This window comes from Snodgrassella sp. M0110 (genome assembly GCF_016101465.1).
Lineage (GTDB): Bacteria > Pseudomonadota > Gammaproteobacteria > Burkholderiales > Neisseriaceae > Snodgrassella > Snodgrassella alvi.
In genome coordinates this window covers 81,446-104,694 of the sequence record NZ_JACFQM010000007.1, presented here as the reverse complement: position 1 = coordinate 104,694, position 23,249 = coordinate 81,446, and the positions used below count along the sequence as shown (strand labels likewise).

The following is a 23,249-nucleotide window of genomic DNA, read 5'->3' as shown; positions in this document are numbered from 1 at the left end:
GATCCTTTTCTCTGTCAGTACCGCCTTTAAGAGTATCATTACCGGGACCGCCAATCAGGATATCATAGCCGGAGCCGCCTTCAAGATAATCATCTCCATCGCCACCGACAAGGATATCATTACCATCGCCGCCGTAAAGCGTATCATTACCATCATCACCATATAATTCATCATCACCGGCATACCCATATAAGGTATCATTACCTTTTCCGCCGCTGATAATATCCTTGGTATCCCAACCCCTGATGAAATTATCACCATCGTCACCATTCTGAGTAAATGTAATTTCGTTGATGATATCCTGTGCACTGATGGTTCTGTCTTCAAAAATAAAGTTAAATCCGCGGCGGATATCTTCCTTAAAATAATCAGGCAAGGTTACAGAGTCTGAATCACCATAAGCTTTGATAATCAAATCATTACCGAAACGGATGAACTGAGTATCAGCAAAACGGGCACCTTTGAACACAACATCATCATGTCGATTTGTCTCATATGAGTATGCTCCATCATCAATAGTGTCCTGCCCATGGCCGGCTGCAAATTCATACCGATCTTTTTCCCTGCTACCGCCTTTAAGAGTATCATTACCGGGACCGCCAATCAGGATATCATAGCCATATCCGCCTTCAAGGTAATCATCCCCGTCGCCACCGGCAAGAATGTCGTTACCATCGCCGCCGTAAAGCGTATCATTACCTTCATCACCGTATAATTCATCATCACCGGCATACCCATATAAGGTATCATTACCTTTACCGCCGCTAATAATATCCTTGGTATTCCAACCATGGATGAAATTATCACCATCGTCACCATTCAGAGTAAATGTAATTTCGTTGATGATATCCTGTGCACTGATGGTTCTGTCTTCAAAAATCAAGTTAAATCCACGGCGGATATCTGCGTTAAAATAATCAGGCAGGGTTACAGAGTCTGAATCACCATAAGCTTTGATAATCAAATCATTACCGAAACGGATGAACTGAGCATCAGCAAAAAGAGCGCCTTTGAACACAACATCATCATGTCGATTTGTCTCATATGAGTATGCTCCATCATCAATAGTGTCCTGCCCATGGCCGGCTGCAAATTCATACCGATCTTTTTCCCTGCTACCGCCTTTAAGAGTATCATTACCGGGGCCGCCAATCAGGATGTCATAGCCGGAGCCGCCTTCAAGGTAATCATCCCCGTCGCCACCGGCAAGAATGTCGTTACCATCGCCGCCGTAAAGCGTATCATTACCTTCATCACCGTATAATTCATCATCACCGGCATACCCATATAAGGTATCATTACCTTTACCGCCGCTAATAATATCCTTGGTATTCCAACCATGGATGAAATTATCACCATCGTCACCATTCAGAGTAAATGTAATTTCGTTGATGATATCCTGTGCACTGATGGTTCTGTCTTCAAAAATCAAGTTAAATCCACGGCGGATATCTGCGTTAAAATAATCAGGCAAAGTTACAGAGTCTGAATCACCATAAGCTTTGATAATCAAATTATTACCGAAACGGATGAACTGAGCATCAGCAAAACGGGCACCTTTGAACACAACATCATCATGTCGATTTGCCTCATATGAGTATGCTCCATCATAAATAATGTCCTGCCCATGGCCGGCTTCAAATTCATAGCGATCCTTTTCTTGATTACCGCCTTTAAGAGTATCATTACCGGGGCCGCCAATCAGGATGTCATAGCCGGAGCCGCCTTCAAGGTAATCATCCCCGTCGCCGCCAACAAGGATATCATTACCATCGCCGCCATAAAGCGTATCATTACCTTCATCACCGTATAATTCATCATTACCGGCTTCCCCATACAAGGTATCATTACCTTTGCCGCCGCTGATAATATCCTTGGAATCCCAACCATGAATAACATTATCACCATCGTCGCCATTCATGGTAAATGTAATTTCCTTGATGATATCCTGTTCTCCGATAGTTCTGTCTTCGAAAATAAAGTTGAATGCACGTTTGGTGAAATGGGTAAAATAACTAGGCAGAGTTACAGAGTCTGAATCACCGTAAGCTTTAATAATCAGATCATTACCGGAACGGATGAACTGAGCATCGGCAAAACGGGCATCTTTGAACACAACTTCATCCCAAGTATTTTTTTCACTTAAATATGCTTCATCATCAATAGTGTCCTGACCATGACCGGCTGCAAATTCATAGCGATCTTTTTCACGAATCCCGCCTTTAAGAGTATCATTACCGGGACCGCCAATCAGGATATCATAGCCGGAGCCGCCTTCAAGGTAATCATCCCCGTCGCCGCCGACAAGGATATCATTACCATCGCCGCCATAAAGCGTATCATTACCTTCATCACCGTATAATTCATCATTACCGGCTTCCCCATACAAGGTATCATTACCTTTGCCGCCGCTGATAATATCCTTGGAATCCCAACCATGAATAACATTATCACCATCGTCGCCATTCATGGTAAATGTAATTTCCTTGATGATATCCTGTTCTCCGATAGTTCTGTCTTCGAAAATAAAGTTGAATGCACGTTTGGTGAAATGGGTAAAATAACTAGGCAGAGTTACAGAGTCTGAATCACCGTAAGCTTTAATAATCAGATCATTACCGGAACGGATGAACTGAGCATCGGCAAAACGGGCATCTTTGAACACAACTTCATCCCAAGTATTTTTTTCACTTAAATATGCTTCATCATCAATAGTGTCCTGACCATGACCGGCTGCAAATTCATAGCGATCTTTTTCACGAATCCCGCCTTTAAGAGTATCATTACCGGGACCGCCAATCAGGATATCATAGCCGGAGCCGCCTTCAAGGTAATCATCCCCGTCGCCACCGACAAGGATATCATTACCATCGCCGCCATAAAGCTTATCGTTACCTGCACCACCACTTAAATAATCATTTCCGTTTCCTCCGTACAGCTCATCATCGCCTTTACCGCCAAAAAGATTATCGATACCATCGCCGCCATACAGCTTATCATTGCCCGGCCCTCCGGCAATTACATCATTTGAATCCCAGCCTCTGAGTACATCATCTCCTGCTGTGCCGCCTATAGCAAAAGACATGGCTGCAATATCATCAACACTTAATACTTTATCTTCAAAGACAAAGTTAAATGCACAATTGTCGGTATAGCTTAGATCGAAAAAATTTTGTATGGTTACAGAATCATCATTTCCATAAGCCTGAATTACTAAATCTTGTCCGGAACGGTCAAAAACAGCATCAGTAGATTTAGCTTTCATAAATACCACATCATTATATTGTTCTTTTTGATTCCGATAACCTTTATCAACGATAGTATCTTGCCCGTGCCCGGCTTCAAACACATAGCGGTCTTTTTCATAATCACCGCCATAAAGTTTGTCATTACCGCTACCGCCGATGAGGACATCATATCCAGAACCGCCTTTCAGAATATCGTCACCGGCATAACCATTTATGGTATCGTTTTTGTCTGATCCGTTAAGCGTATCATTTTTCTCTGTTCCATTTAATACATTTGTGTTATCTATGAAATATTTCGAATTTAATGTTTTATCATCGAAGATAAAAATAAAGTTACCGGCATAATTATTTTCTGAGCTGAAAAAATCTATGATAGTTAGAGAATCCTGATTGTTATATGCCTGGATTACCAGATTGTTATCTGATTTAAAAAATCTGACATTTGCAGAATTGGCCTGTTCAAATGTGATTTCATATTGCTGATTTTGATTATTTTCACTGGCATTGTGATTAATCATTTCCTGGCCATGGCCCGGTTTATATATATAACGGTTTATTGTCCGGTTATTTACATTGGAAATATTGCTGTCTGTTTGTATCATTATTGAGTCCTTGTAGAAAATTTTAAAAGTTAAATAATAATTTTTATCTAAATTAATTTATATGGAATATTTTCGGAGTGAATATTTAGTTAAATGTATGAATTTTTATAATAATTTATTAATTTTAAGAGTTTATTTGTATAGTTTAAGTAAATAACTAATTATAAAAAAATATATGTAAAAATATTCAATATATGAATTTAACGTTAAAAATAAATGTTTTACTATAATAAATATATTGCATTGGATTTCAATATCTATCTGTTTTTATGAATTTAAATATTATTTCTCCTTGATTTAATATTATTGTTAAAGTAATAAAAATTATATTTGTGTTTTTTAATTGAGTATTTTGTTATGAAATTGAAATGAAAAATGTCAGGTGCATTAGGGTATGATTCTCCTTGTAAATATAAATTGATGATATTTCCTGAAGTTAATATTTTAAATGTAATTTTTGTACTGTTTAAAAGATAGAAACTGAGTATATGATTGATTTTGATTTAATCAGTTTTTATTTCTTTAAATTTAAAGCAAATTTAAATTCACCGGTTTATACTGGTTTAATTAAGTTATATTTGTTTAAAATATAGGATAGTATTATAAAATAATTTTACACTAAGATTTGAATATTATCAATTATTTTTTATTTGATTGGATAATAATTTTAATATAAATAATTTTACTAGCTATTAATACGATATTGCCATAATAAATTGTGTACAAAAAATGCTTCATCAGTTTATTGAGTCTGATTTGATTTTACTAATCACTGATATTTTCTGATTTATTAAATTAAATTTGAAAAAGTTTATTTTTTTTGATGCTTAATAATTAATATCTGTTTATGAAATTACCAGTTTAAAATTGTTTAATCGATCGCTCATTTACAATTTTTAAGACAGTAAAAATTAATATTTAATTTCGATTTATTTTTTAAGTTGTAAAGTCAGTAGTTCTTCACCGAAATCCCGTACCTTTTGCCAATCGGTATATTCAATATGGGCATCTAGACGGGTTTCGCCTTTATTCAGTTTCATAACCAGACGCATCATGTAGCGGTCGAGCAGGTTGTATTTGGCATAGTGCAGCTCTCCGGCAAAAATTCCAATTAACTGAGGGCGCCATGGGCTTTTGGTAAAAAATTTACGTGTGTAGGTATGTGTTTGCGGTGTACTGCGATGAGGTTTGTTTGCCAGTATGCTGACGCTGAAAAAGGCACTTGGGGTGTTGTTGAGGATTTGCTGATGGCGTTCTATCCAGGGTGCCAGCTGAGAAGCGTAGTGTCCGTAGCGGATAGAGGCACCAATGATGATTTTATCATATTCCCCCTGCTGAATAAACGGATCATCTGCTAGATTAATCATATCAACTGTAATGCCGGCAGCAGTCCATTGCGCTTCAAGTGTCTGGGCAATTTTAAGGGTATAGCCAAAACGGCTGCTGTATACAAGCAGATATTTCATGGTGCACAGATTCAGATAAATAAGGTTTATCATATCACGTCTGCAGGTTTTTACTCAGGGTAATTATTTAAAGCTGATTTTGTTTATTCAGGTACAAGATATTGGCTTTTTTACTGCGCTGAGACTGGTACAATGGCGGCTGTTTTTGGAGATATATATGAAAGCCAGTCAGTTTTATATTTCAACGTTAAAAGAGGCTCCGGCCGAAGCGGAGTTGGCCAGCCATAAGCTTATGCTGCGTACCGGGATGATCCGGCGTCTGGCCAGCGGATTGTATACTTGGATGCCGATGGGGTTAAGGGTACTGCGCAAGGTTGAGCATATTGTGCGGGAAGAGATGAATCGTGCCGGTTCGATTGAATTGCTGATGCCGGTAGTTCAGCCGGCTGAATTGTGGCAGGAAAGCGGCCGCTGGGCATTTTATGGTAAGGAATTATTGCGTATTACTGATCGTCACGAACGTGAGTTCTGTATGGGGCCGACTTGTGAGGAAGTAATTACGGATATTGTGCGCAGTGAAATTCGCAGCTACAAGCAGTTGCCACTGAATTTTTATCATATTCAGACTAAATTCAGGGATGAGGTACGGCCACGGTTCGGAGTAATGCGTGCCCGTGAGTTTGTTATGAAAGATGCTTATTCATTCCATACTTCATTTGAATCATTGCAACAGACTTATCGGGATATGTTTGATGCCTATTGCCGCGTTTTTGACCGACTGGGACTGGATTATCGTCCTGTAGCAGCAGATACCGGCAGTATTGGCGGAACGGGTTCGCATGAGTTTCAGGTTCTGGCGGAAAGTGGTGAGGATGTTATTGCCTATAGTGATACATCTGACTATGCAGCTAATGTTGAGCTGGCTGCTACTTTGCCATTATCAGGAGAGCGCCTGAGTGCAGGGCAGTCTTTAAGCAAAGTTCACACGCCGAATGTACGCAGTATTGAAGATTTAGTGGCATTTTTAAATATTCCGGTTGAGCAGACTCTGAAATCGCTGGTTGTTGAGGGTGAAGAAGAGGGAACGGTGGTATTGCTGCTGGTTCGCGGAGATCATCATCTGAATGAAATCAAGGCTGAGAAGCTGGCAGGAGTAAAAGCACCGTTAACTATGGCTTCTGTGGCAGCTATTGAAGCTGCTTTCAATGGCGCACATGGTGGTTCGCTTGGTCCTGTGGGCTTTAATGGTAAGGTATACGCCGATTTTGCTACTGCAAAATCTGCAGACTGGGTAATTGGTGCTAATGAAGACGATCATCATTATACGGGCTTTAATTTTGGCCGTGATGCAGCAGAACCGGAATTTGCTGATTTACGCGAAGTAATCGCCGGTGATCCTAGTCCGTGCGGAACCGGAAGTCTGAAGCTGGCCCGCGGAATTGAAGTTGGCCATGTATTCCAGTTACGGACTAAGTATTCTGAGGCTATGCAGGCTACTGTTCTGGATCAGAACGGTAAAAATGTTGTGCTGGAAATGGGTTGTTATGGTATCGGGATTACGCGTGTGATTGCTGCGGCAATTGAACAGAATAATGATGAACGCGGTATTATCTGGACAGAAGCTATGGCACCGTTTACGGTGGTGATTGTGCCGATGAATTATAAAAAGTCAGCTGAAGTAAAAGCTGCCGCAGATAATTTGTATGCGCAATTGCAGCAGGCCGGAATAGATGTGTTGCTGGACGATCGTGATGAACGTTCCGGAGTATTACTGCATGATTCTGAGCTGATTGGTATTCCGCACCGGATTGTGATTGGTGACCGTGGTCTGAAAGCGGGTAAAGTAGAGTATCAGGCACGCAGGGATACTGAAGCTACTGAGCTGGCCGTTGATGCAGTAGTGCCGCATATTTGTGCTTTATTCAGCCGTAATTAAAATTTTAAATGTGTACAGACCGGACGTTGTGCGTCTGGTTTTGGCTGATTATTATTAGAAAATAATAATCTGATTTGATAATGTAATTATGGTTGCAGTTTAAAGATTACTGAATAAAAAACCAGATTTTGCAATCTGGTTTTTTCTATTATTTAAGTAATTCGCCCGGAATCTTGCATACCGGAATCGGGTTGATTTTATGCTGCATGGCACGATGATAACGTTCATAAATAGCAAATACTTCGCGCTCGCGGCCGGTAAAATCATCTGTTTTATGAGTATCGTAGACACTCATAGCCCATTCGAGCTCAGGATAGGTTGCACCAATTTGCTCTTCATCGGTTTTATCGGCATCCCATAATCCATCCGTAGGCGGAGCATCAATAATATTCTGATCTATGTTCAGTTCTTCAGCCAGTGTATATACCTGACTTTTGAGCAGATCGGCAATCGGGCTGAGATCTACACCACCATCGCCGTATTTGGTAAAGAACCCGACGCCGAAATCTTCTACTTTATTACCGGTTCCGACCACAAGCAGGCCGCGTTCCTGAGCGTAGTAATATAGTGCAATCATGCGCAGGCGGCTGCGTGCATTGGCCAGTGCCAGCTGGGTTTGTTCATCTTTATTGTCACCAATGTCTACCGCCATGGTAAATGAGTCAAAGGTGCGGGTAAGGTCTACCCAGTGTTCTTCTATGTTGTTATAACGGCTTTTCAGCTGACGAATATGCTCCTGTGCCCGTGCTATCTGATTAACTTTCTGATGAATAGGCAGTTCCAGTACCAATGTGGGCAAGCCTGTTCTGGCAGCAAGAGTTGAGACTACGGCAGAATCGATACCGCCGGAAACGCCTACAACAAAACCTTTGCATTTTGCCTGAGTGGCATAATCACGTAACCAGTTAACAATATATTCAATGATGGCTGCTGTTTGCATGGTGTATTCTTTCGCTGATTATTGAGCAGGATTAATATACTTCTTTAAGCTTTGCCTTGCAAAGGGTCTGTTGCGGCTGTTGCTGCCGGCTTATGTATTTAATCTGATTGGGCAGTAAGTGGTATATTAGGTTAGAATAGGTATAGTTTGTTAATGTCTTGTGACGGAAAAAATAGTTATATGCAGGATATGGTACCAGCTGAAATCCGCTTAAGTCAGAACCGGCAGAGATTACGGCTGGTTTACGGAGCAAAAACATATGAGCTTGAGGCTGAGTTTCTGCGGGTATTTTCACCCAGTGCTGAAGTGCGCGGTCACGCGGCGGGGCAGGAAGTATTACAGACAGGTAAGCGTGATGTAACGATTACTGCTTTGTCTCAGGTTGGTAATTATGCTTTGCGTATTGCATTTTCAGACGGACATGATACAGGGTTGTACGACTGGGATTATTTGTATGATCTGGCTGTTCGTCAGGCAGAACTCTGGGCAGGTTATGAAAAGCAGTTACTTCTTGCCGGTGCCAGCCGTGACCCCGACTGATTTGCGGTTATTCGGATGCAGGCAGCCGGATAAGTTTATTTGGGCAATATTTAATTCTGAAAGTGTGGTATGAGCGATCACAAAACTCATTTTGGTTATCAAACTGTTGATGAAGATGAAAAAGCGGGTCGTGTTGCCGGTGTATTCCATTCGGTGGCCAAAAACTATGATGTGATGAATGATGTGATGTCCGGCGGTTTACACCGGATCTGGAAGCACTTTACCATTACCACAGCTCCGGTACGTAAAGGTGATAAGGTATTGGATATTGCCGGTGGTTCAGGTGATTTGTCGCGCGGCTGGGCCAGACGGGTAGGACGCAGCGGTGAAGTCTGGCTTACTGATATTAATTCTTCTATGTTGACAGTGGGCCGGGATCGTTTACTTAATGAAGGGCTGGTATTGCCGGTGGCGCTGTGTGATGCAGAAAAACTCCCTTTCCCGGATAATTATTTTAATCTGGTGTCGGTATCGTTTGGTTTGCGTAATATGACGCATAAAGAAGTGGCACTGGCTGAAATGTATCGCGTTTTACAACCCGGCGGCACTTTGCTGGTACTGGAATTTTCTCATGTATTCAAGCCGCTCAAGCCGGTTTATGATTTATATTCATTTAAGATGCTACCGCTGATGGGTAAGCTGATTGCTAAAGATGCAGACAGCTATCAGTATCTGGCAGAATCAATCCGTATGCATCCTGATCAGGAAACGTTAAGAAAAATGATGCTGGATGTAGGATTTGATAGTGTGAGTTATCATAATTTAACCGCTGGTGTGGTGGCTTTGCATAAAGGGGTTAAGTTTTAGTTTGTCGGTTGACACTGTGTTCAGGCTGCCATATGGTGGCCTGATTTGTTTTATATGTGACTGGATAATGTTATGAGTGAAATTGAACAATTACAGCCGCAGCCGGTATGGCAGTGGTTTGCGCGTTTGTGTGCGGTACCGCGTCCGACATTTCATGAACAGGCTGTGCGGGAAATGCTGGTTAAGGCAGCACAAGAGCATGGTCTGAAAACAGATATTGATGCTAAGGGAAATTTGCGTATTTGCAAACCAGCCACATCAGGTATGGAAAATTGTGTGCCGGTAGCCATTCAGGCGCATATGGATATGGTGGCACAAAAAGGTGCTGATTCGCAGCATGATTTTCAGCGTGATCCGGTGCAGACCAAGATTAAAGATGGCTGGGTTTGGGCTAATGACACGACCCTCGGTGCTGATAATGGTATCGGTCTGGCTATGGGGCTGGCAGTAATATTCAGTGAAGGTATTGCGCATCCTGAATTAACGCTGATTGTTACGGTTGAAGAAGAAATTGGTATGGGCGGAGCAGAAGCGCTAAGTGCCGATTGGTTGCAGATGCCCTATTTGATTAATCTGGATACCGAAGAAGCGGGTGAGATTTTTATTGGCTGTGCCGGTGGCCGCGATGCCAGTATGACCTTACCTCTGAACTGGCAAGCCGGTAAGCTGTCTGCATGTACTGTTCGGGTGTCCGGTTTGCGCGGTGGTCATTCAGGTGTGGATATTGATAAAAATCATGCCAATGCTAATGTATTGCTGGCACGGGTGCTGTCTGGTTTGTATGCACAGATACCTTTTGCTCTGGGTTCATGGCAGGGTGGCGAGCTGCGCAATGTAATCACGCGTGAGGCTCAGGCTGTGATTGGCCTGGACGCTGATACAGCACGTACAGCTGTTGCACCAATTGCTTCTGTTATTGCTACAGAATGGGCAGAAGAAACACAGTTGAATATTGAAGTTTTACCGGCAGAGAACCTGACTCAGGCCGCTACTCTGGAAAGTACTCAAAAAGCGCTTGATTTGCTGCTGGCTGTGCCCAATGGTGTAATGCGCATGAGTGAGCAGTTTAAGGGAATTGTGGAAACTTCTTCTAATATGGGGGAAGTGAAAACCGGAACCGATGGTTTACTGATACATTGTCTGATGCGTTCGCTTCTGGAAACACCTAAAGATGAATTCAGTTTGCGTCTGGCTGCATTAGCGCGGATGGCCGGGGCAAATCTGGAGTTAACAGCAGATTATCCGGGCTGGGCACCGAATGCAGACTCTTCTTTACTGAAACTAACCAGCACTATTTTTGCCCGTCACTATGGTAAACAGCCACCGTTGCAGATTATTCATGCCGGATTGGAATGCGGGATTCTCAGTGGTAAAGCACCTCATCTGGATATGGTGTCATTCGGACCGACAATACGTGCAGCACATTCTCCTAAAGAACGGGTAGAAATTAAAGCTGTGGCTGAATGCTGGTCTGTTTTGCTGGATTTACTCAAATCTATACCGCCACGGCAGTAATCAGGTTGCCGGTTGGTACTGAAAAGGCATGGCTGTGACATGCCTTTTTGCTATTTTTTGCTGCTATTCTTCGTAAACAGGGTATAGTAAGCCTTAGCCGGTTTGTACTGGCATAAATAATTTCGGTTCTGACTATTGTTAATCAGAATGAATTACTTTTACAATGGCCCATATATTTTTGTCCGGACAATCTGCCGGATCAGGAAGTGAGTTTTATGGATACTCAACAAAATAGCCGTCGTAATTTTCTGCGTGCCGGCGCTGCTTTTGCAGGTGCCGGTCTGTTGCAGGCTTGTCGCAGCAATCCGAAGCCTGACGTCAAAACAGCATCAACACCTAAAGTACCTGTGCAAACCAATAATAATCTTAATACTATGCGTATTTTTGCCTGTTCCGGATTTGGTGAAAGTGTCAGCCGAAGTGAGCTGGCAGCCCAGCGTCTGGCTATAGCCGGTTTTGCCGTGAGTAATCAGCAGGCGTTTATGCGTCGCTATCAGCGTTTTTCTGGCAGTGATGCTGAGCGTGCTGCAGATTTGCAGGATGTTGCTATCGGCCGGGTACCTGTACCGAAGGTGCTGATGGGGCTGCGTGGCGGATACGGGGCGATGCGTATTTTGCCTCTGGTTAACTGGTCTTCTCTGGGTGCAAGAATGCGTGAGCAGGGTACATTACTGTATGGCTACAGTGATGTTACTGCTGTGCAACTGGCATTGCTGGCTCAGGGGAAAATGTGCAGTTTTGCTGGACCAATGCTGTATAGTGAGTTTGGTAAACCACAGATGAGTTTATTTACCACCCGTTCTTTTATTGAGAACAGCTGTAATCCGAAAATGTCAGTTACAGTTGCCGATATACAGAATTATCAGATACGGGCTGAGGGTATTTTGTGGGGAGGCAATCTGAGTGTGTTGTCTGCGCTCGCCGGCTCTCAATTTATGCCACAGGTGAATGGCGGTATTTTGTTTATTGAAGATGTGGGTGAACAGCCATACCGGATAGAACGCATGCTTCAGACATTGTATCTGAGCGGAGTACTTGCACGACAGCAGGCAATTATTCTGGGTAATTTCCGTATGGGCTCGATTCGTGATGTCTATGACAGTAGTTATACTTTAAATTCTGTGATTCAGACGATGGCAAGGCTGACAAAGGTTCCGGTACTAACTGGATTTCCTTTCGGGCATATTACCGATAAGGTTACCTTTCCTCTGGGCGCCAAAGCAAGTTTGTATTCTACCAGTAATGGTGGTTATCAGATTGATTTCAGTGATTATCCGGTTTTGAATCCTTCTGTACTGGCTTTAAATACGCTGCTTCCGCAACCGCCTGCCATTGAGGGACTACTTAACGGATCTACTGCGCCTGCTAATGATTCTTCATCTGAAACCGAAGATACGATGTAATTATTCAGGCAGTAGTTTGTCAGCTTGGATTTTCTGCTGATTTATTCTGGCTGCTCCAGCCATTTGATAATTGCCTGATTGTCAGCCGGAGCCTTGAGCTGACTGAGGGTATAGCGGTTCAGGGAATGATAAAAGGCTTGCTGCGCTTCGCTGAATAGTCGGGGAAGATAGCAAAACTCTGCCATTGAGCATGGGGGTTGCCGGCAGTTGATTAAATGAGGGGTCTCTGATGAAGCCAGCTCCAGTGCCTGAACAATATCACCCAGTTTGAGCTGATAGCTGGAGTCAGCCAGTTTTATGCCACCTTTTCTGCCCTTAAAGGAATCAATCCAGCCGCTCTGTGCCATGAAATATACAATTTTTACTAGATGATTTTTAGATACGCTGAGCTGTTTGGCCAGACTTTCTACGGTAGAAAGTCTGTTCTCAGGCAGGTATTGTAAAGCTAATAATACGCGTAAGCCTAAATCGGTAAAACGGTTTAATTGCATGGCAGACTGTCAGACTAATGGAAGGTCAATTTTGCCTGTTTTTAGCTGCCATGAAAAGATTTCGTTTAAATAATTTCAAAATGGTTATTATGCTGCCAGCTGGCTGAATCCGCCTGTACCAAACAATTCCATGAAAATCTGGTTTTGTGGTATTTGTAAATCACGCAGAGCCTGATATTGTGCATGCATAAATTCTATCGGGCCGCAAATATAATAGTCTGCATCAGCAGGCAGTAGTGAGCTGTCCAGTTCGGATAAATTCAGACGACCAATTTTATCAGCCGCTAATTCTTTACCCGGGTTTTCACAGGCCAGATAGCTGCGCAGGTTAGGCATGCTTTGCTGCAATTCGGTGATATGCTGGTGCATTGCCAGTACATTACTGTTGCGGCAGGCATGAATAAAACTGATTTGCTGATGCGGATTTTTTTCTGCGGCAAGGGTATTCAGAATAGCAATCATGGGTGTGATACCAACACCTGCGCTAATCAGAACAGTATTTTTATGTGGATGGTGGAGTATAAAAGTACCTGTCGGGTTGGTTACTTCCAGTTCATCACCGATCTGGTAATGTTCATGCAGTGTTGTAGACACATAACCTTCAGCATGTTGTTTGTCACCAATTTCTTTTTTGACGCTGATGCGGAAATAGTTCGGATGATTGCTGTCGGAAAGTGAGTACTGACGCGGTTGCCGGATGCCTAACTGAGGTACCATAACCCGAACGGAAATATACTGACCGGGCTTATACTCCGGCAGTGGACTGTTGTCTGCCGGTTGCAGATAAAAAGAGGTAATCTCGCTGCTTTCAATCTGCTTATCAACTATTTTAAATTTTTTCCAGCCATTCCAGCCGCCTTCAGTTTGATCTTGTTTCTTATATAGATTTGCTTCTGTGGTAATAAGAATGTCGGCCAGTTGCTGATAAGCGGCAGTCCATGCTTCTATCAGTTCGCTTTCCATGGGGACGTTCAATACCTCACTGATGGAGTGCAGCAGATTGGTACCAACAATTGGATACTGATCCGGCTGAATATCCAGACTGACATGCCGGTGAGCGATCTGACTAACTGCATCGCCGAGGTTCTGTAATTTGGTAATGTTTTGAGCATAAGCCAATACTGCACTGGCCAGTGCATGTGGTTGCGCATCATTGCGCTGGTTGCCAAGGTTAAATATTTCTTTCAGGTCGGGGTTATTAGTGAGCATCCTGTTGTAAAAGTAGCGGGTTAGTTCAACACCGTGTTCCTTTAGGGTTGGAATAGTAGACTGAACCAGTTCGATTTGTCTGGTAGTAAGTTGCATGATTGTTCTCCCGAAAATTTTGTATAATTTAATATGTATATAAAATACATATTTTATATTAGGCTGCTTAATAACAGCTGTCAATAAATACTGAATCAATTAAATGAATAATTTTTCTATTTCAATCTGTTCGGTATTGCTATCAAGGGATGAAATGCGGAAAGTGGCGCATAGATTGGCTAATATGAGTTAAACTGTCTGTTATTTTGGTTGTGGTATTTCTGGTCATTCCGGTTGTTATCCAGAATAGGGTGACAGGCTGTTGTGACTGATGAAATAAGCAGGATATCTGAGGAATGCTAAATTTATGATGATCCATCCGAATTTTGATCCAGTACTGATACATCTGGGTCCTTTGGCCATTCGCTGGTACGCATTAAGTTATATTGTTGGTTTTTGTTTGTTTATCTGGCTGGGACGCAGACGGATTAAAAGCGGGCAGACCATATTTACCAATGAATTGCTGGAAGATTTATTTACCTGGGGTGTATTCGGCGTGATACTGGGCGGGCGTCTGGGCTATGTGTTGTTTTATCAGTCTTCGTACTATTTCAGTCATCCGCTGGATATTCTGAAAATCTGGCAGGGTGGTATGTCGTTTCATGGCGGCTTTATTGGAGTGCTGGTCGCTATGTTGCTGTTTGCCTGCAAACACAAGGTTAAATTTTGGGCAGTAGCCGATTTTGTGGCGCCGCTGATACCGCTCGGACTGGCATGCGGCCGTATCGGTAATTTTATTAACGGCGAGCTGTGGGGGCGTGTTACCAGTGCTGATGCTTTCTGGGCGATGGGTTTTCCGCACGCGCATGATGATGATGTGGCACTGGTGATGCAGGATCCGCAAAAATGGCTGCCGGTATGGGAAAAATTTCAGATGCTGCCGCGCCATCCTTCACAGTTGTATGAATTTATGCTTGAAGGAATTGTGCTGTTTGTGATTATGTGGTTGTTTACCAAAAAACCTCGTCCGCTGGGGCAGGCATCTATGCTGTTTTTACTTGGCTACGGTGTATTCAGGTTTATTGTTGAGTTTGCGCGTGAACCTGATGACTATCTGGGTTTGCTGGCGATGCATATGTCTATGGGGCAATGGCTCAGTCTGCCGATGATTGTGATTGGCGCAGTCGGATTCGCTTATACATGTAAAAAAGCAGCTTAAACTGAATTTATAAAGCTGTTAAAGCCGCAATAAAATATATTTATTGCGGCTTTAATTATTGGCAGACAGAGAAGGGTATTAATCTTTACAGGCTGTCTTTGTGTGCCAGAATCCGCCGGCTGCCGCCCAGCTCGGCAGGTGAAACGATACCTGCGGCTTCAAGTGCTTCCATCAGATTTGCAGCACGGTTGTAACCAATGCGCAGATGGCGTTGTAAAGATGAAATAGATGTTTTACGGGTTTCCAATACAAAGGCTACCGCCTGATCGAATAATTCGTCACTGTTGGCGTTCGGATTAACCTGATTAACATTGGTCTGAGCAGCCTCTCCTGATAATAAGCCTTCTACGTATTGGGCAGGAGCCTGCTGTTTAATGAAGTTAACGATGGCATGAACTTCATCATCGGAGACAAATGCACCATGCAGACGGGTGGGTTCAGCCTGACCGGGCGGTAAAAACAACATATCACCTTTACCCAGCAGGTTTTCAGCACCCATCTGATCCAGAATGGTACGGCTGTCAATTTTGCTGGATACCTGAAATGAAAGCCGGGTGGGAATATTGGCTTTAATCAGTCCGGTAATCACATCAACGCTAGGGCGCTGTGTTGCCAGTATCAGGTGGATACCGGCAGCACGGGCTTTTTGTGCCAGCCGGGCAATCTGCTGTTCTACTTTTTTGCCTTCTACCATCATCAGGTCTGCCAGCTCATCAATAACAACAACGATATAAGGCAGTTTATCCAGTGGTTCAGGATCGTCCGGATTGGTACTGAATGGGTTAACCAGTGGCGTTGATGCTGCTTTGGCAGCTGCTACTTTGTCATTAAAGCCGGTAATGTTGCGTACTCCGACATGCGCTAACAGCCGGTAACGTTTTTCCATTTCGGTAACACACCAGTTGAGTGCCTGAGCTGCTTCTTTCATATCGGTAACCACCGGAGCAAGCAGATGCGGAATGCCGTCGTATACGCTTAATTCCAGCATTTTCGGGTCTACCATGATAAAGCGCACTTCGTCTGGCTGTGCTTTGTATAAAATCGACAGAATCATGCAGTTAACACCGACAGATTTACCAGAGCCGGTAGTACCGGCAACCAGTAAATGCGGCATTTTCGCCAGGCTGGCAATCACGGGTGCACCGGCAATATCTTTCCCCATAGCCATGGTTAATTTATCAGCGGCTTCATGAAAGATTTTTGCGCCCAGTATTTCTGACAGCAGAACGTTTTGGCGTTCTTCATTAGGCAGCTCAATACCCATTGTGGTTTTACCGGCGATGGTTTCTACAACACGCACGCTTTGTACTGAAAGGGAGCGGGCCAGATCTTTATTAAGATTGACTATCTGGCTGCCTTTTACTCCCTGTGCCGGTTCGATTTCATAGCGGGTAATAACCGGGCCGGTAGTGGCACTGGTCACTTCTACTTCAACGCCGAATTCTTTCAATCGGGATTCGATGTGTGCAGCCGTTTGCTGCAAAAGCTCGCTGTTAACCACAGCAGGCTGACCGGAAGGTTTGCTGAGTAATTCTGTATCTGGTAAATGAATCAGACCATTATCACTTTTTACTATAGGTTCAGATACCGATGCCGGTTCTGTTAAATCCTGTGCAACGGGTACTTCTGTACGTACAGCCACGGTTTTACGGTTGCTGGTGGTAAGCTCGGGCGGTTCGATATTTTTTGCTGTAATATTTTTGGCCTGTTTGACTACACGCCGGACAGTTTTGTTGTTAGGAAATTCGGTAATTAACCGCTGCGGCCGGCGCAGTAATTTGCACCAGAACCATTCAAATTGTGCACCAAGTTTTTCGATTACGGTTAACCACGATACCTGCAATAACATTGACAGCCCGATCAACATCATAAATATACTGATAATCAGACCACCGGTCATACCGAAAAACTGATGTAACAATTTTCCGAAACTCTGCCCGGTTAAACCTCCTGCACCAATAGGTAGAGCATTCTCAAGCATACTGGTAAATACCAGATTTTCTAGAGTAGGGCTGAAAACCAGAAGTACAGCTAAACCACTCAGAGCCAGCCAGCTGCTGTAGGGTTTACTGTCAACGCTGGTGTTAAGAGAGCGTGCATTGAGCGGACGAAAGCTTTTATACAGGGCGATAATGGCAGCAATAATTAACCACCAGACAGATAAACCGAAAATGTAGTAGCCGATATCAGACAGCCATGCTCCGGTAAGACCGGCAAGATTATGAGTTTTATTAATTTGTGCAATACCGCGTGACCATGCCGGATCAGCCATATCAAAGCTGGCTAATGACAGTATGACAAACAGGGTAATCATCAGTGCCAGCAGCCAGAAAATATCATTAATGAGGTTCATTAACCATGGCTGTCTGGGTTTGCTGATTTCCTGTGGTTTGAGTTTTTTCGGTAACTGCTTGCTCGGAGCAGTTTTTTTTCGTGTTGTGGTCATAAATGTTGCAGCTTAATTTGGTATTTTTATCAGAAATTAACTGGTTATTATACGTTCTGTCAGGCTCTGTATCTGATATTAGTAACAGGATTTAACGGTTTTTTGCGGAGTATCAAACCCAGTAACCGCAGCCGGGTATACGTGCACCATGAGCACCTGTAGCATGATGAGTGGCTACAGGCTGACGCTGATACCAGCATGCAGCCAGCCAAGCAAAGGCAGAAGCCTCAACCAGTTGTGCCGGAAGTTGTAAAGTATCGGTGCTGTATAGAGATATCCGGTGTAATTCAAGCTGCTGTGCCAGTGTTTGCATCAGAAGCAGATTTTGCGCCCCGCCGCCACATGCATATACGCTGCCGGCATCAGGTGCGGCATTTATAATGGCATTTACTGCACTGTGTGCGGTTAGTTCAAGCAGAGTGCGTAATACATCTGCGGGATTTTCCTGTCCGTTAAGATACTGGCTGAGCCAATCGAAACTGAATAAATCACGGCCGGTGCTTTTGGGATAAGGCTGGCTGAAATAGGCATGGCTGAGCATGGCTTGCAGCAATGGCTCAATTGTCCGGCCTTGTGCGGCCAGTGTGCCGTTAAAATCAAATTCTTGCTGCCAGTTTTGCTGTACCCATGCATCCATCAGCATATTGGCCGGACCGGTATCGAAGCCGAATGCCGGCTGGTGTGGTTGCAGAACACTGATATTGGCAATGCCGCCTAGATTCAGAACCACACGGCATTGCTTTTCATCAGCAAAAACTGCCTGATGGAAGGCCGGTACCAATGGCGCACCCTGACCACCGGCAGCCAGATCGCGGCTGCGAAAATCACCTACTGTGGTAATACCGGTAAGTTCGGCCAATAGTGCCCAGTCCATTAGCTGAATACTGTAATGCTGTTCCGGTACATGACGTATGGTCTGACCGTGACAGCCCAGTGCTGTCACGGCTCGTGCTTCGGTTTGTGCTGTACTGAGCACTGTACTGACAGCCTGAGCATTCAGGCGTGCTAGCTGCTGTGCCAGTACGGCAGCCTGTGCCAGTTCGTTCTGCTGTGGTATTTGTAATGATAATAGCTGCTGCCTGAGTGTTTCCGGGTAGGCGACAAATGCATGTGCACAGACACCCAGCCATTGAGTACCGGAAAGCTTGGCCAGTACGGCATCAATACCATCCATGCTGGTGCCTGACATCAGGCCGATATAGTATTGAAAAGAAGGTGTGCTGTTCATCAGGCGAAAGTAGCCATTACCGGTGCATGATCACTGGGGCGTTCCCAGCCGCGGGCTTTGCTGTCTATCTGTACTTCACGCAAAGCCGGCAATAATGCATTGCTGATCAGTATATGATCTATGCGTAAACCAAGTTTGCGTTTAAACATATTCATACGGTAATCCCACCATGTATAGTTTGTGCTGTCCGGATAAAGATAATACAGACTGTCTGTTAATCCCAGATTCAGCAACTGCTGAAACCAGCTGCGTTCCTGTGCTGAACACAATACTTTGTCCTGCCATTTTACCGGGTCATAAACATCTGTATCGTGTGGTGCGATATTAAAATCGCCCAGCAATATGGTTTTAGGATGTTGTGCCAGCTCAGTTTTGATATAGTTATTCAGTGCCGCAAACCAACGTTCTTTATAGGCAAATTTTTCACTGCCTACAGCCTCACCATTGACGCAATAAGCACAGATAATTCTGACATCATTAACCGTTGCCGCAATAATACGTTTTTGCGGTTCATTCAATTTAGGGATATCAACTGTTACGTTTTCAAGAGGCTGTCTGCTGAGTATGGCAACGCCATTATAGGTTTTCTGTCCATTCCATGCTGCATGATAGCCGATTTGAGTAAATTCAGTTTCCGGGAATTTATCCTGCTCAAGTTTCAGTTCCTGCAAAGCCAGTATATCCGGCTGGTTTTCTTCGAGCCAGCGCAGCGTATGCGGCAGACGCACATTGAGGGAGTTGACATTCCAGGTGGCAATTTTCATGATGGATTCTGTTTCAGCAAAACGGGTATTGTATGCGTAAAGTTTGGTGAGTTCCAGAGCAGATAACGCTATCAGTTAATCCAGCTGGGCAATGGTAACATTCAGATTACGAAAACCGGATAACTGCTTATCCCAGTGATGCTGTTTCTTTTTAAAGTCAGCCAGTTCACGTGCATTCAGTGTGCGGGTCGGCAGGGCAACGCTGGTCGGATTTACCGGCTGTCCGTTAATCCGGACTTCGTAATGCAGGTGCGGGCCGGTAGAAACGCCGGTACTGCCTACGTATCCGATAATATCACCAGCCTGTACATGCTGACCAACACTCAGATTAGCAAAAGCACTCATGTGTCCGTACAGGGTTTGCATGCTGTCGTTGTGCCGCAGCACAACTGCATTGCCATAGCCCCCTTTGATACCAAAGCTTTCAACAGTACCATCCGATGGAGCATGTATAGGCGTTCCGCTGGCAACAGCATAATCGATACCGCTGTGCATGCGCAGAGTTTGCAGTATCGGATGAAAACGTGTACCAAAGGGGGAGGAAATCCGTGCACCATCGACTGGTACACTGGAAAATCCTTTGCGCAAAGGTTTACCGTTTACATCATAGTACTGGCCGTTACCATCATTACCGGTATCGTAATAATAGGCATGATAAATATTGCCATTGTGGCTGAATTCTGCTGCGCGTATATCACCTGTTGCCAGTTCCTGACCGCGATAATACAGGCTGTCGTAAATCAGGCGGATAGTATCGCCACTTTGCAGCGAGTTAATATCAATTTTGTCTTTGAAAATTTCACGCAGTGATTCTCTGATTTCTACCGGAATACCGGCTTGTGCCAGTGCTCCGCGTGCAGAGGTTTTAACGACAACGGCTTTAAATGTCGGCAGGGTTTCAGTATCCACTGCGCTGATATCGGCATTCCAGTTATTACCGGTTTTTTTCAGTGCCACCAGATTTTTTTCGCCATTATCATCATCATTAAAAAACTGGATATCGGTAAGGAGGCCATTGTTATCCGTGCGGATACTGAAAACCTGATTGACCTGTAAATGCTGTACCTTATTTTTGATGATGTTAAGACTGGTAATGCGCTGAATTTCATCAGCACTGATACCAAAGCGGCTTAGTACCATGTTAATCGTATCACCGGGCTGGACAATTTCGTCCCGCCAGAAATTCTGTACAGGTACCTGGGTTTTAATGTTAACCGGAGCCAGTTTGAGTGTTATATGCTCTGGCTGATAACGATCTGAATTGTGTTTACGGCCGGATATGAGTACAACCAGTATAATCAGAAGCAATATGATTGCCACGGCAATACCACACCAGAGTATTGGTTTGGCGGCTATTTTCTGTTTGAACTGCTTTAACAGGGCTGATGATTGAGTTAACAGGGACATGGTTGTGTATCGGGCAATCCATCCTAAAACAGGTAAATGTAAAACTATTTATCTGAAATTACCAGTGTCAGAATAATTTTTATGATTGATTTTGTGTTTGCTGTTGTAGTTGTCTTGCCCATCGGGACAGACTGATATTCAGTTGCTGTAAACATGGCTGTAGCAGGGTGTTTACGGAAGTAGCTACGGCTGAATTGTGATTAGGCTGATAAATAAATAGTTGATACAAATCTGACAACATGATTTTATCCGGATCTTTTTGCAGTATCCAGCCGTCACTACAGTAAGCAATATAATGCTGCTTTTCGAGTTTAGAAAGTATCTGGTCTAAATGTTTATCACTGATTCCGAGCTTTTGCTGCAACAGATAAGATTTGACAGCCTGTCCTTGTTGCTGAGCTGTTACCAGCTGATACAACAGATCAAGTGCATTTTCAAATGGCTGATACTGACGCAGATGGCGGAATCTGTCCTGATGCCAGTAGGGCAGAGAAGAGGTAAGTACAGCACCGGCAAGTAACAGTAACCATAATAAATTCAGCCAGATTAAAAATACCGGTATTGCTGCAAATGCACCATATACTTTCTGATAATTGCCGAAATAGGTAACAAAAATGGCAAAACCGCGCCGCAATAAATCTAGCCCCACTGCTGTGATGAAAGCACCCAGCAAAGCATGCTGCCATCGAACAAAACAAAATGGTACCAGTTTATATAATAAAAACAATAAAATGGTGAATAGCGCCAGATTAGTGATAATTTTAAAAAGTATGCTGTAAAACGGTATCTGATTAGCCATATTGGCCGGATTAGATAATAAACCGATAAAAGACAGACTCATTCCCAGTACGACCGGTCCCAGGGTTAGTAGTGCCCAGTAAATCAGAATACGAATCCATAGTGGTCGTTGATCGCGTGCTTGCCAGATTTGATTAAATGCATGCTCGATTGTTTGAATCAACATCAGTGAGGTAATAATCATAAAACTGATACCGACAGCGGTTAATCCACTGGCTTTATCTCGAAAATCATACAAATAGTCACCGACAGAATCGGCACCGGCTGCCGGTACAATAATGTGAGTCAGAAACTGATTAAAGCGTGTGGCCATATCTGCAAACATGGGAAACGCATTAATGACAATAACAGTAATAGTAAAAAACGGTACCAGTGCCAGCAGCGTAGTAAATGTCAGGCTGGCGGCAATAAGCGGTAGCTTGCAGCGCTGATAGTTATGCGCAACAAACAATAAAAACTGTGGCAGGCGCTGCTGTAAATATTTGCTTTTAAATAATTGTATATTCATGGCGACTCCTCACATGGCTGATTGTAACCAAAAAGAGCAGACGGCGCAGACTTTCCGTGTAGGCTGGTCAATTTATGACACTTACGGCACAATAATAGCCTTCAGACAATCTTTAAGGAGCAGTATATGGCCGATTTACCTATTCTGGTGGTGTATTACAGCCTGTCAGGTAGTACCCGTAATCTGGCACTGGCACTGGCTCGAGGTGTAGACAGTGTGGAAGGGTGTGAAGCTTTGTTACGCACTGTACCGAAAGTATCGGCTGTATGTGAAGCAACAGCAGCGGAGATTCCGGATGAAGGAGCGCCTTATGTTACTCTGGATGAAGTTCAGAACTGTGCAGCACTTGCTCTGGGCAGCCCGACGAGGTTTGGAAATTGTGCTGCACCGGTTAAATATTTTCTCGACAGTACCAGCAGCTTGTGGCTGGCGGGTAGTCTGATTGGCAAACCAGCCTGTGTATTTACCAGTACCACCAGTTTGCATGGTGGTCAGGAAAGTACGCTTTTAAGTATGATGACTCCGCTTTTGCATCACGGGATGCTGTTGTGCGGTATTCCGTTCAGTGAACCACAGCTTAATGGTACCCATAGTGGCGGAACACCTTACGGTGCCAGCCATGTGGCCGGTCATAATAATAATACTCAACTAAGTGCTGAAGAAGAGGCACTGGCTTTTGCGCAGGGTAAACGGCTGGCTGAACTGGCGCTGCGTCTGAAAAGCTAAAATTAATATCAGGAATAATC

17 protein-coding genes are annotated in these 23,249 nt (G+C 43.8%); 7 read left to right on the top strand and 10 right to left on the bottom strand.

Translation table 11 applies throughout. The features are described 5' to 3' along the window. Together H3T84_RS09610 and hemG are read right to left on the bottom strand one after the other, a co-directional pair. Nucleotides 1-3,850 (bottom strand): calcium-binding protein (locus tag H3T84_RS09610; RefSeq protein WP_304944962.1); only part of this gene is annotated, 3,850 nt, incomplete at its 3' end. A 929-nt stretch (nt 3,851-4,779) separates the two neighbouring features. Then, nucleotides 4,780-5,349 (bottom strand): menaquinone-dependent protoporphyrinogen IX dehydrogenase, encoded by a 570-nt coding sequence (gene hemG, locus H3T84_RS09605; RefSeq protein WP_198218965.1) that lies wholly within the window; start codon nt 5,347-5,349, stop codon nt 4,780-4,782. Between the two features lie 124 nt (nt 5,350-5,473). Between hemG and H3T84_RS09600 the strand changes: the two genes are divergently transcribed. Beyond that, the gene (locus H3T84_RS09600) at nt 5,474-7,192 is read left to right on the top strand and encodes a proline--tRNA ligase (protein ID WP_198218964.1); all 1,719 of its coding nucleotides are present in this window, start codon (nt 5,474-5,476) and stop codon (nt 7,190-7,192) included. Nucleotides 7,193-7,340: 148 nt separating this feature from the next. Here H3T84_RS09600 and nadE read toward each other — a convergent pair whose 3' ends face one another. Next, complete coding sequence (gene nadE / locus H3T84_RS09595; RefSeq protein ID WP_041880207.1) at nt 7,341-8,132, bottom strand: NAD(+) synthase; 792 nt, start codon at nt 8,130-8,132, stop codon at nt 7,341-7,343. 153 nt (nt 8,133-8,285) lie between these two features. Here nadE and H3T84_RS09590 point away from each other — a divergent pair, with 153 nt between their 5' ends. The 4 genes from H3T84_RS09590 (at nt 8,286) to H3T84_RS09575 (ending at nt 12,397) form a co-directional block, all read left to right on the top strand. Beyond that, nucleotides 8,286-8,672: a gamma-butyrobetaine hydroxylase-like domain-containing protein gene (locus H3T84_RS09590; RefSeq protein WP_232346179.1), complete on the top strand. Its 387-nt coding sequence runs from the start codon at nt 8,286-8,288 to the stop codon at nt 8,670-8,672. 69 nt (nt 8,673-8,741) lie between these two features. After that, complete coding sequence (gene ubiE / locus H3T84_RS09585; RefSeq protein WP_198218963.1) at nt 8,742-9,479, top strand: bifunctional demethylmenaquinone methyltransferase/2-methoxy-6-polyprenyl-1,4-benzoquinol methylase UbiE; 738 nt, start codon at nt 8,742-8,744, stop codon at nt 9,477-9,479. A gap of 72 nt (nt 9,480-9,551) precedes the next feature. Then, nucleotides 9,552-10,994 carry an aminoacyl-histidine dipeptidase gene (locus H3T84_RS09580; RefSeq protein ID WP_198218962.1) on the top strand — a complete coding sequence of 481 codons (1,443 nt, stop codon included), beginning with the start codon at nt 9,552-9,554 and terminating at the stop codon, nt 10,992-10,994. A 215-nt stretch (nt 10,995-11,209) separates the two neighbouring features. Beyond that, nucleotides 11,210-12,397 (top strand): LD-carboxypeptidase, encoded by a 1,188-nt coding sequence (locus tag H3T84_RS09575; RefSeq protein ID WP_198218961.1) that lies wholly within the window; start codon nt 11,210-11,212, stop codon nt 12,395-12,397. 41 nt (nt 12,398-12,438) lie between these two features. Here H3T84_RS09575 and H3T84_RS09570 read toward each other — a convergent pair whose 3' ends face one another. Further along, nucleotides 12,439-12,888 carry an Rrf2 family transcriptional regulator gene (locus tag H3T84_RS09570; protein WP_198218960.1) on the bottom strand — a complete coding sequence of 150 codons (450 nt, stop codon included), beginning with the start codon at nt 12,886-12,888 and terminating at the stop codon, nt 12,439-12,441. An 87-nt stretch (nt 12,889-12,975) separates the two neighbouring features. Then, nucleotides 12,976-14,193, bottom strand: a complete 1,218-nt coding sequence (hmpA, locus tag H3T84_RS09565) for an NO-inducible flavohemoprotein (RefSeq protein WP_198218959.1) — start codon at nt 14,191-14,193, stop codon at nt 12,976-12,978. Between the two features lie 307 nt (nt 14,194-14,500). Between hmpA and lgt the strand changes: the two genes are divergently transcribed. After that, nucleotides 14,501-15,352 carry a prolipoprotein diacylglyceryl transferase gene (gene lgt / locus H3T84_RS09560; protein WP_198218958.1) on the top strand — a complete coding sequence of 284 codons (852 nt, stop codon included), beginning with the start codon at nt 14,501-14,503 and terminating at the stop codon, nt 15,350-15,352. Between the two features lie 85 nt (nt 15,353-15,437). On the opposite strand, the gene H3T84_RS09555 is transcribed toward lgt, so the two are convergent. From H3T84_RS09555 to H3T84_RS09535, 5 genes are all read right to left on the bottom strand, one after another. Continuing rightward, a complete protein-coding gene (locus H3T84_RS09555; RefSeq protein ID WP_198218957.1) occupies nt 15,438-17,798 on the bottom strand; it encodes a DNA translocase FtsK in 2,361 nt (786 codons plus the stop codon). Nucleotides 17,799-17,910: 112 nt separating this feature from the next. Continuing rightward, nucleotides 17,911-19,026: an anhydro-N-acetylmuramic acid kinase gene (locus tag H3T84_RS09550; RefSeq protein WP_084562590.1), complete on the bottom strand. Its 1,116-nt coding sequence runs from the start codon at nt 19,024-19,026 to the stop codon at nt 17,911-17,913. Continuing rightward, nucleotides 19,026-19,790 carry an exodeoxyribonuclease III gene (xth, locus tag H3T84_RS09545; protein WP_198218956.1) on the bottom strand — a complete coding sequence of 255 codons (765 nt, stop codon included), beginning with the start codon at nt 19,788-19,790 and terminating at the stop codon, nt 19,026-19,028. The genes H3T84_RS09550 and xth overlap by 1 nt, the downstream gene beginning before the upstream one ends. A 75-nt stretch (nt 19,791-19,865) precedes the next feature. Next, a complete protein-coding gene (locus H3T84_RS09540) occupies nt 19,866-21,197 on the bottom strand; it encodes a LysM peptidoglycan-binding domain-containing M23 family metallopeptidase (RefSeq protein WP_198218955.1) in 1,332 nt (443 codons plus the stop codon). 79 nt (nt 21,198-21,276) lie between these two features. Then, the gene (locus tag H3T84_RS09535) at nt 21,277-22,503 is read right to left on the bottom strand and encodes a YihY family inner membrane protein (protein ID WP_198218954.1); all 1,227 of its coding nucleotides are present in this window, start codon (nt 22,501-22,503) and stop codon (nt 21,277-21,279) included. A gap of 126 nt (nt 22,504-22,629) precedes the next feature. Between H3T84_RS09535 and wrbA the strand changes: the two genes are divergently transcribed. Further along, nucleotides 22,630-23,229, top strand: a complete 600-nt coding sequence (gene wrbA, locus H3T84_RS09530; protein WP_198186150.1) for an NAD(P)H:quinone oxidoreductase — start codon at nt 22,630-22,632, stop codon at nt 23,227-23,229. Nucleotides 23,230-23,249: the final 20 nt, after the last annotated feature.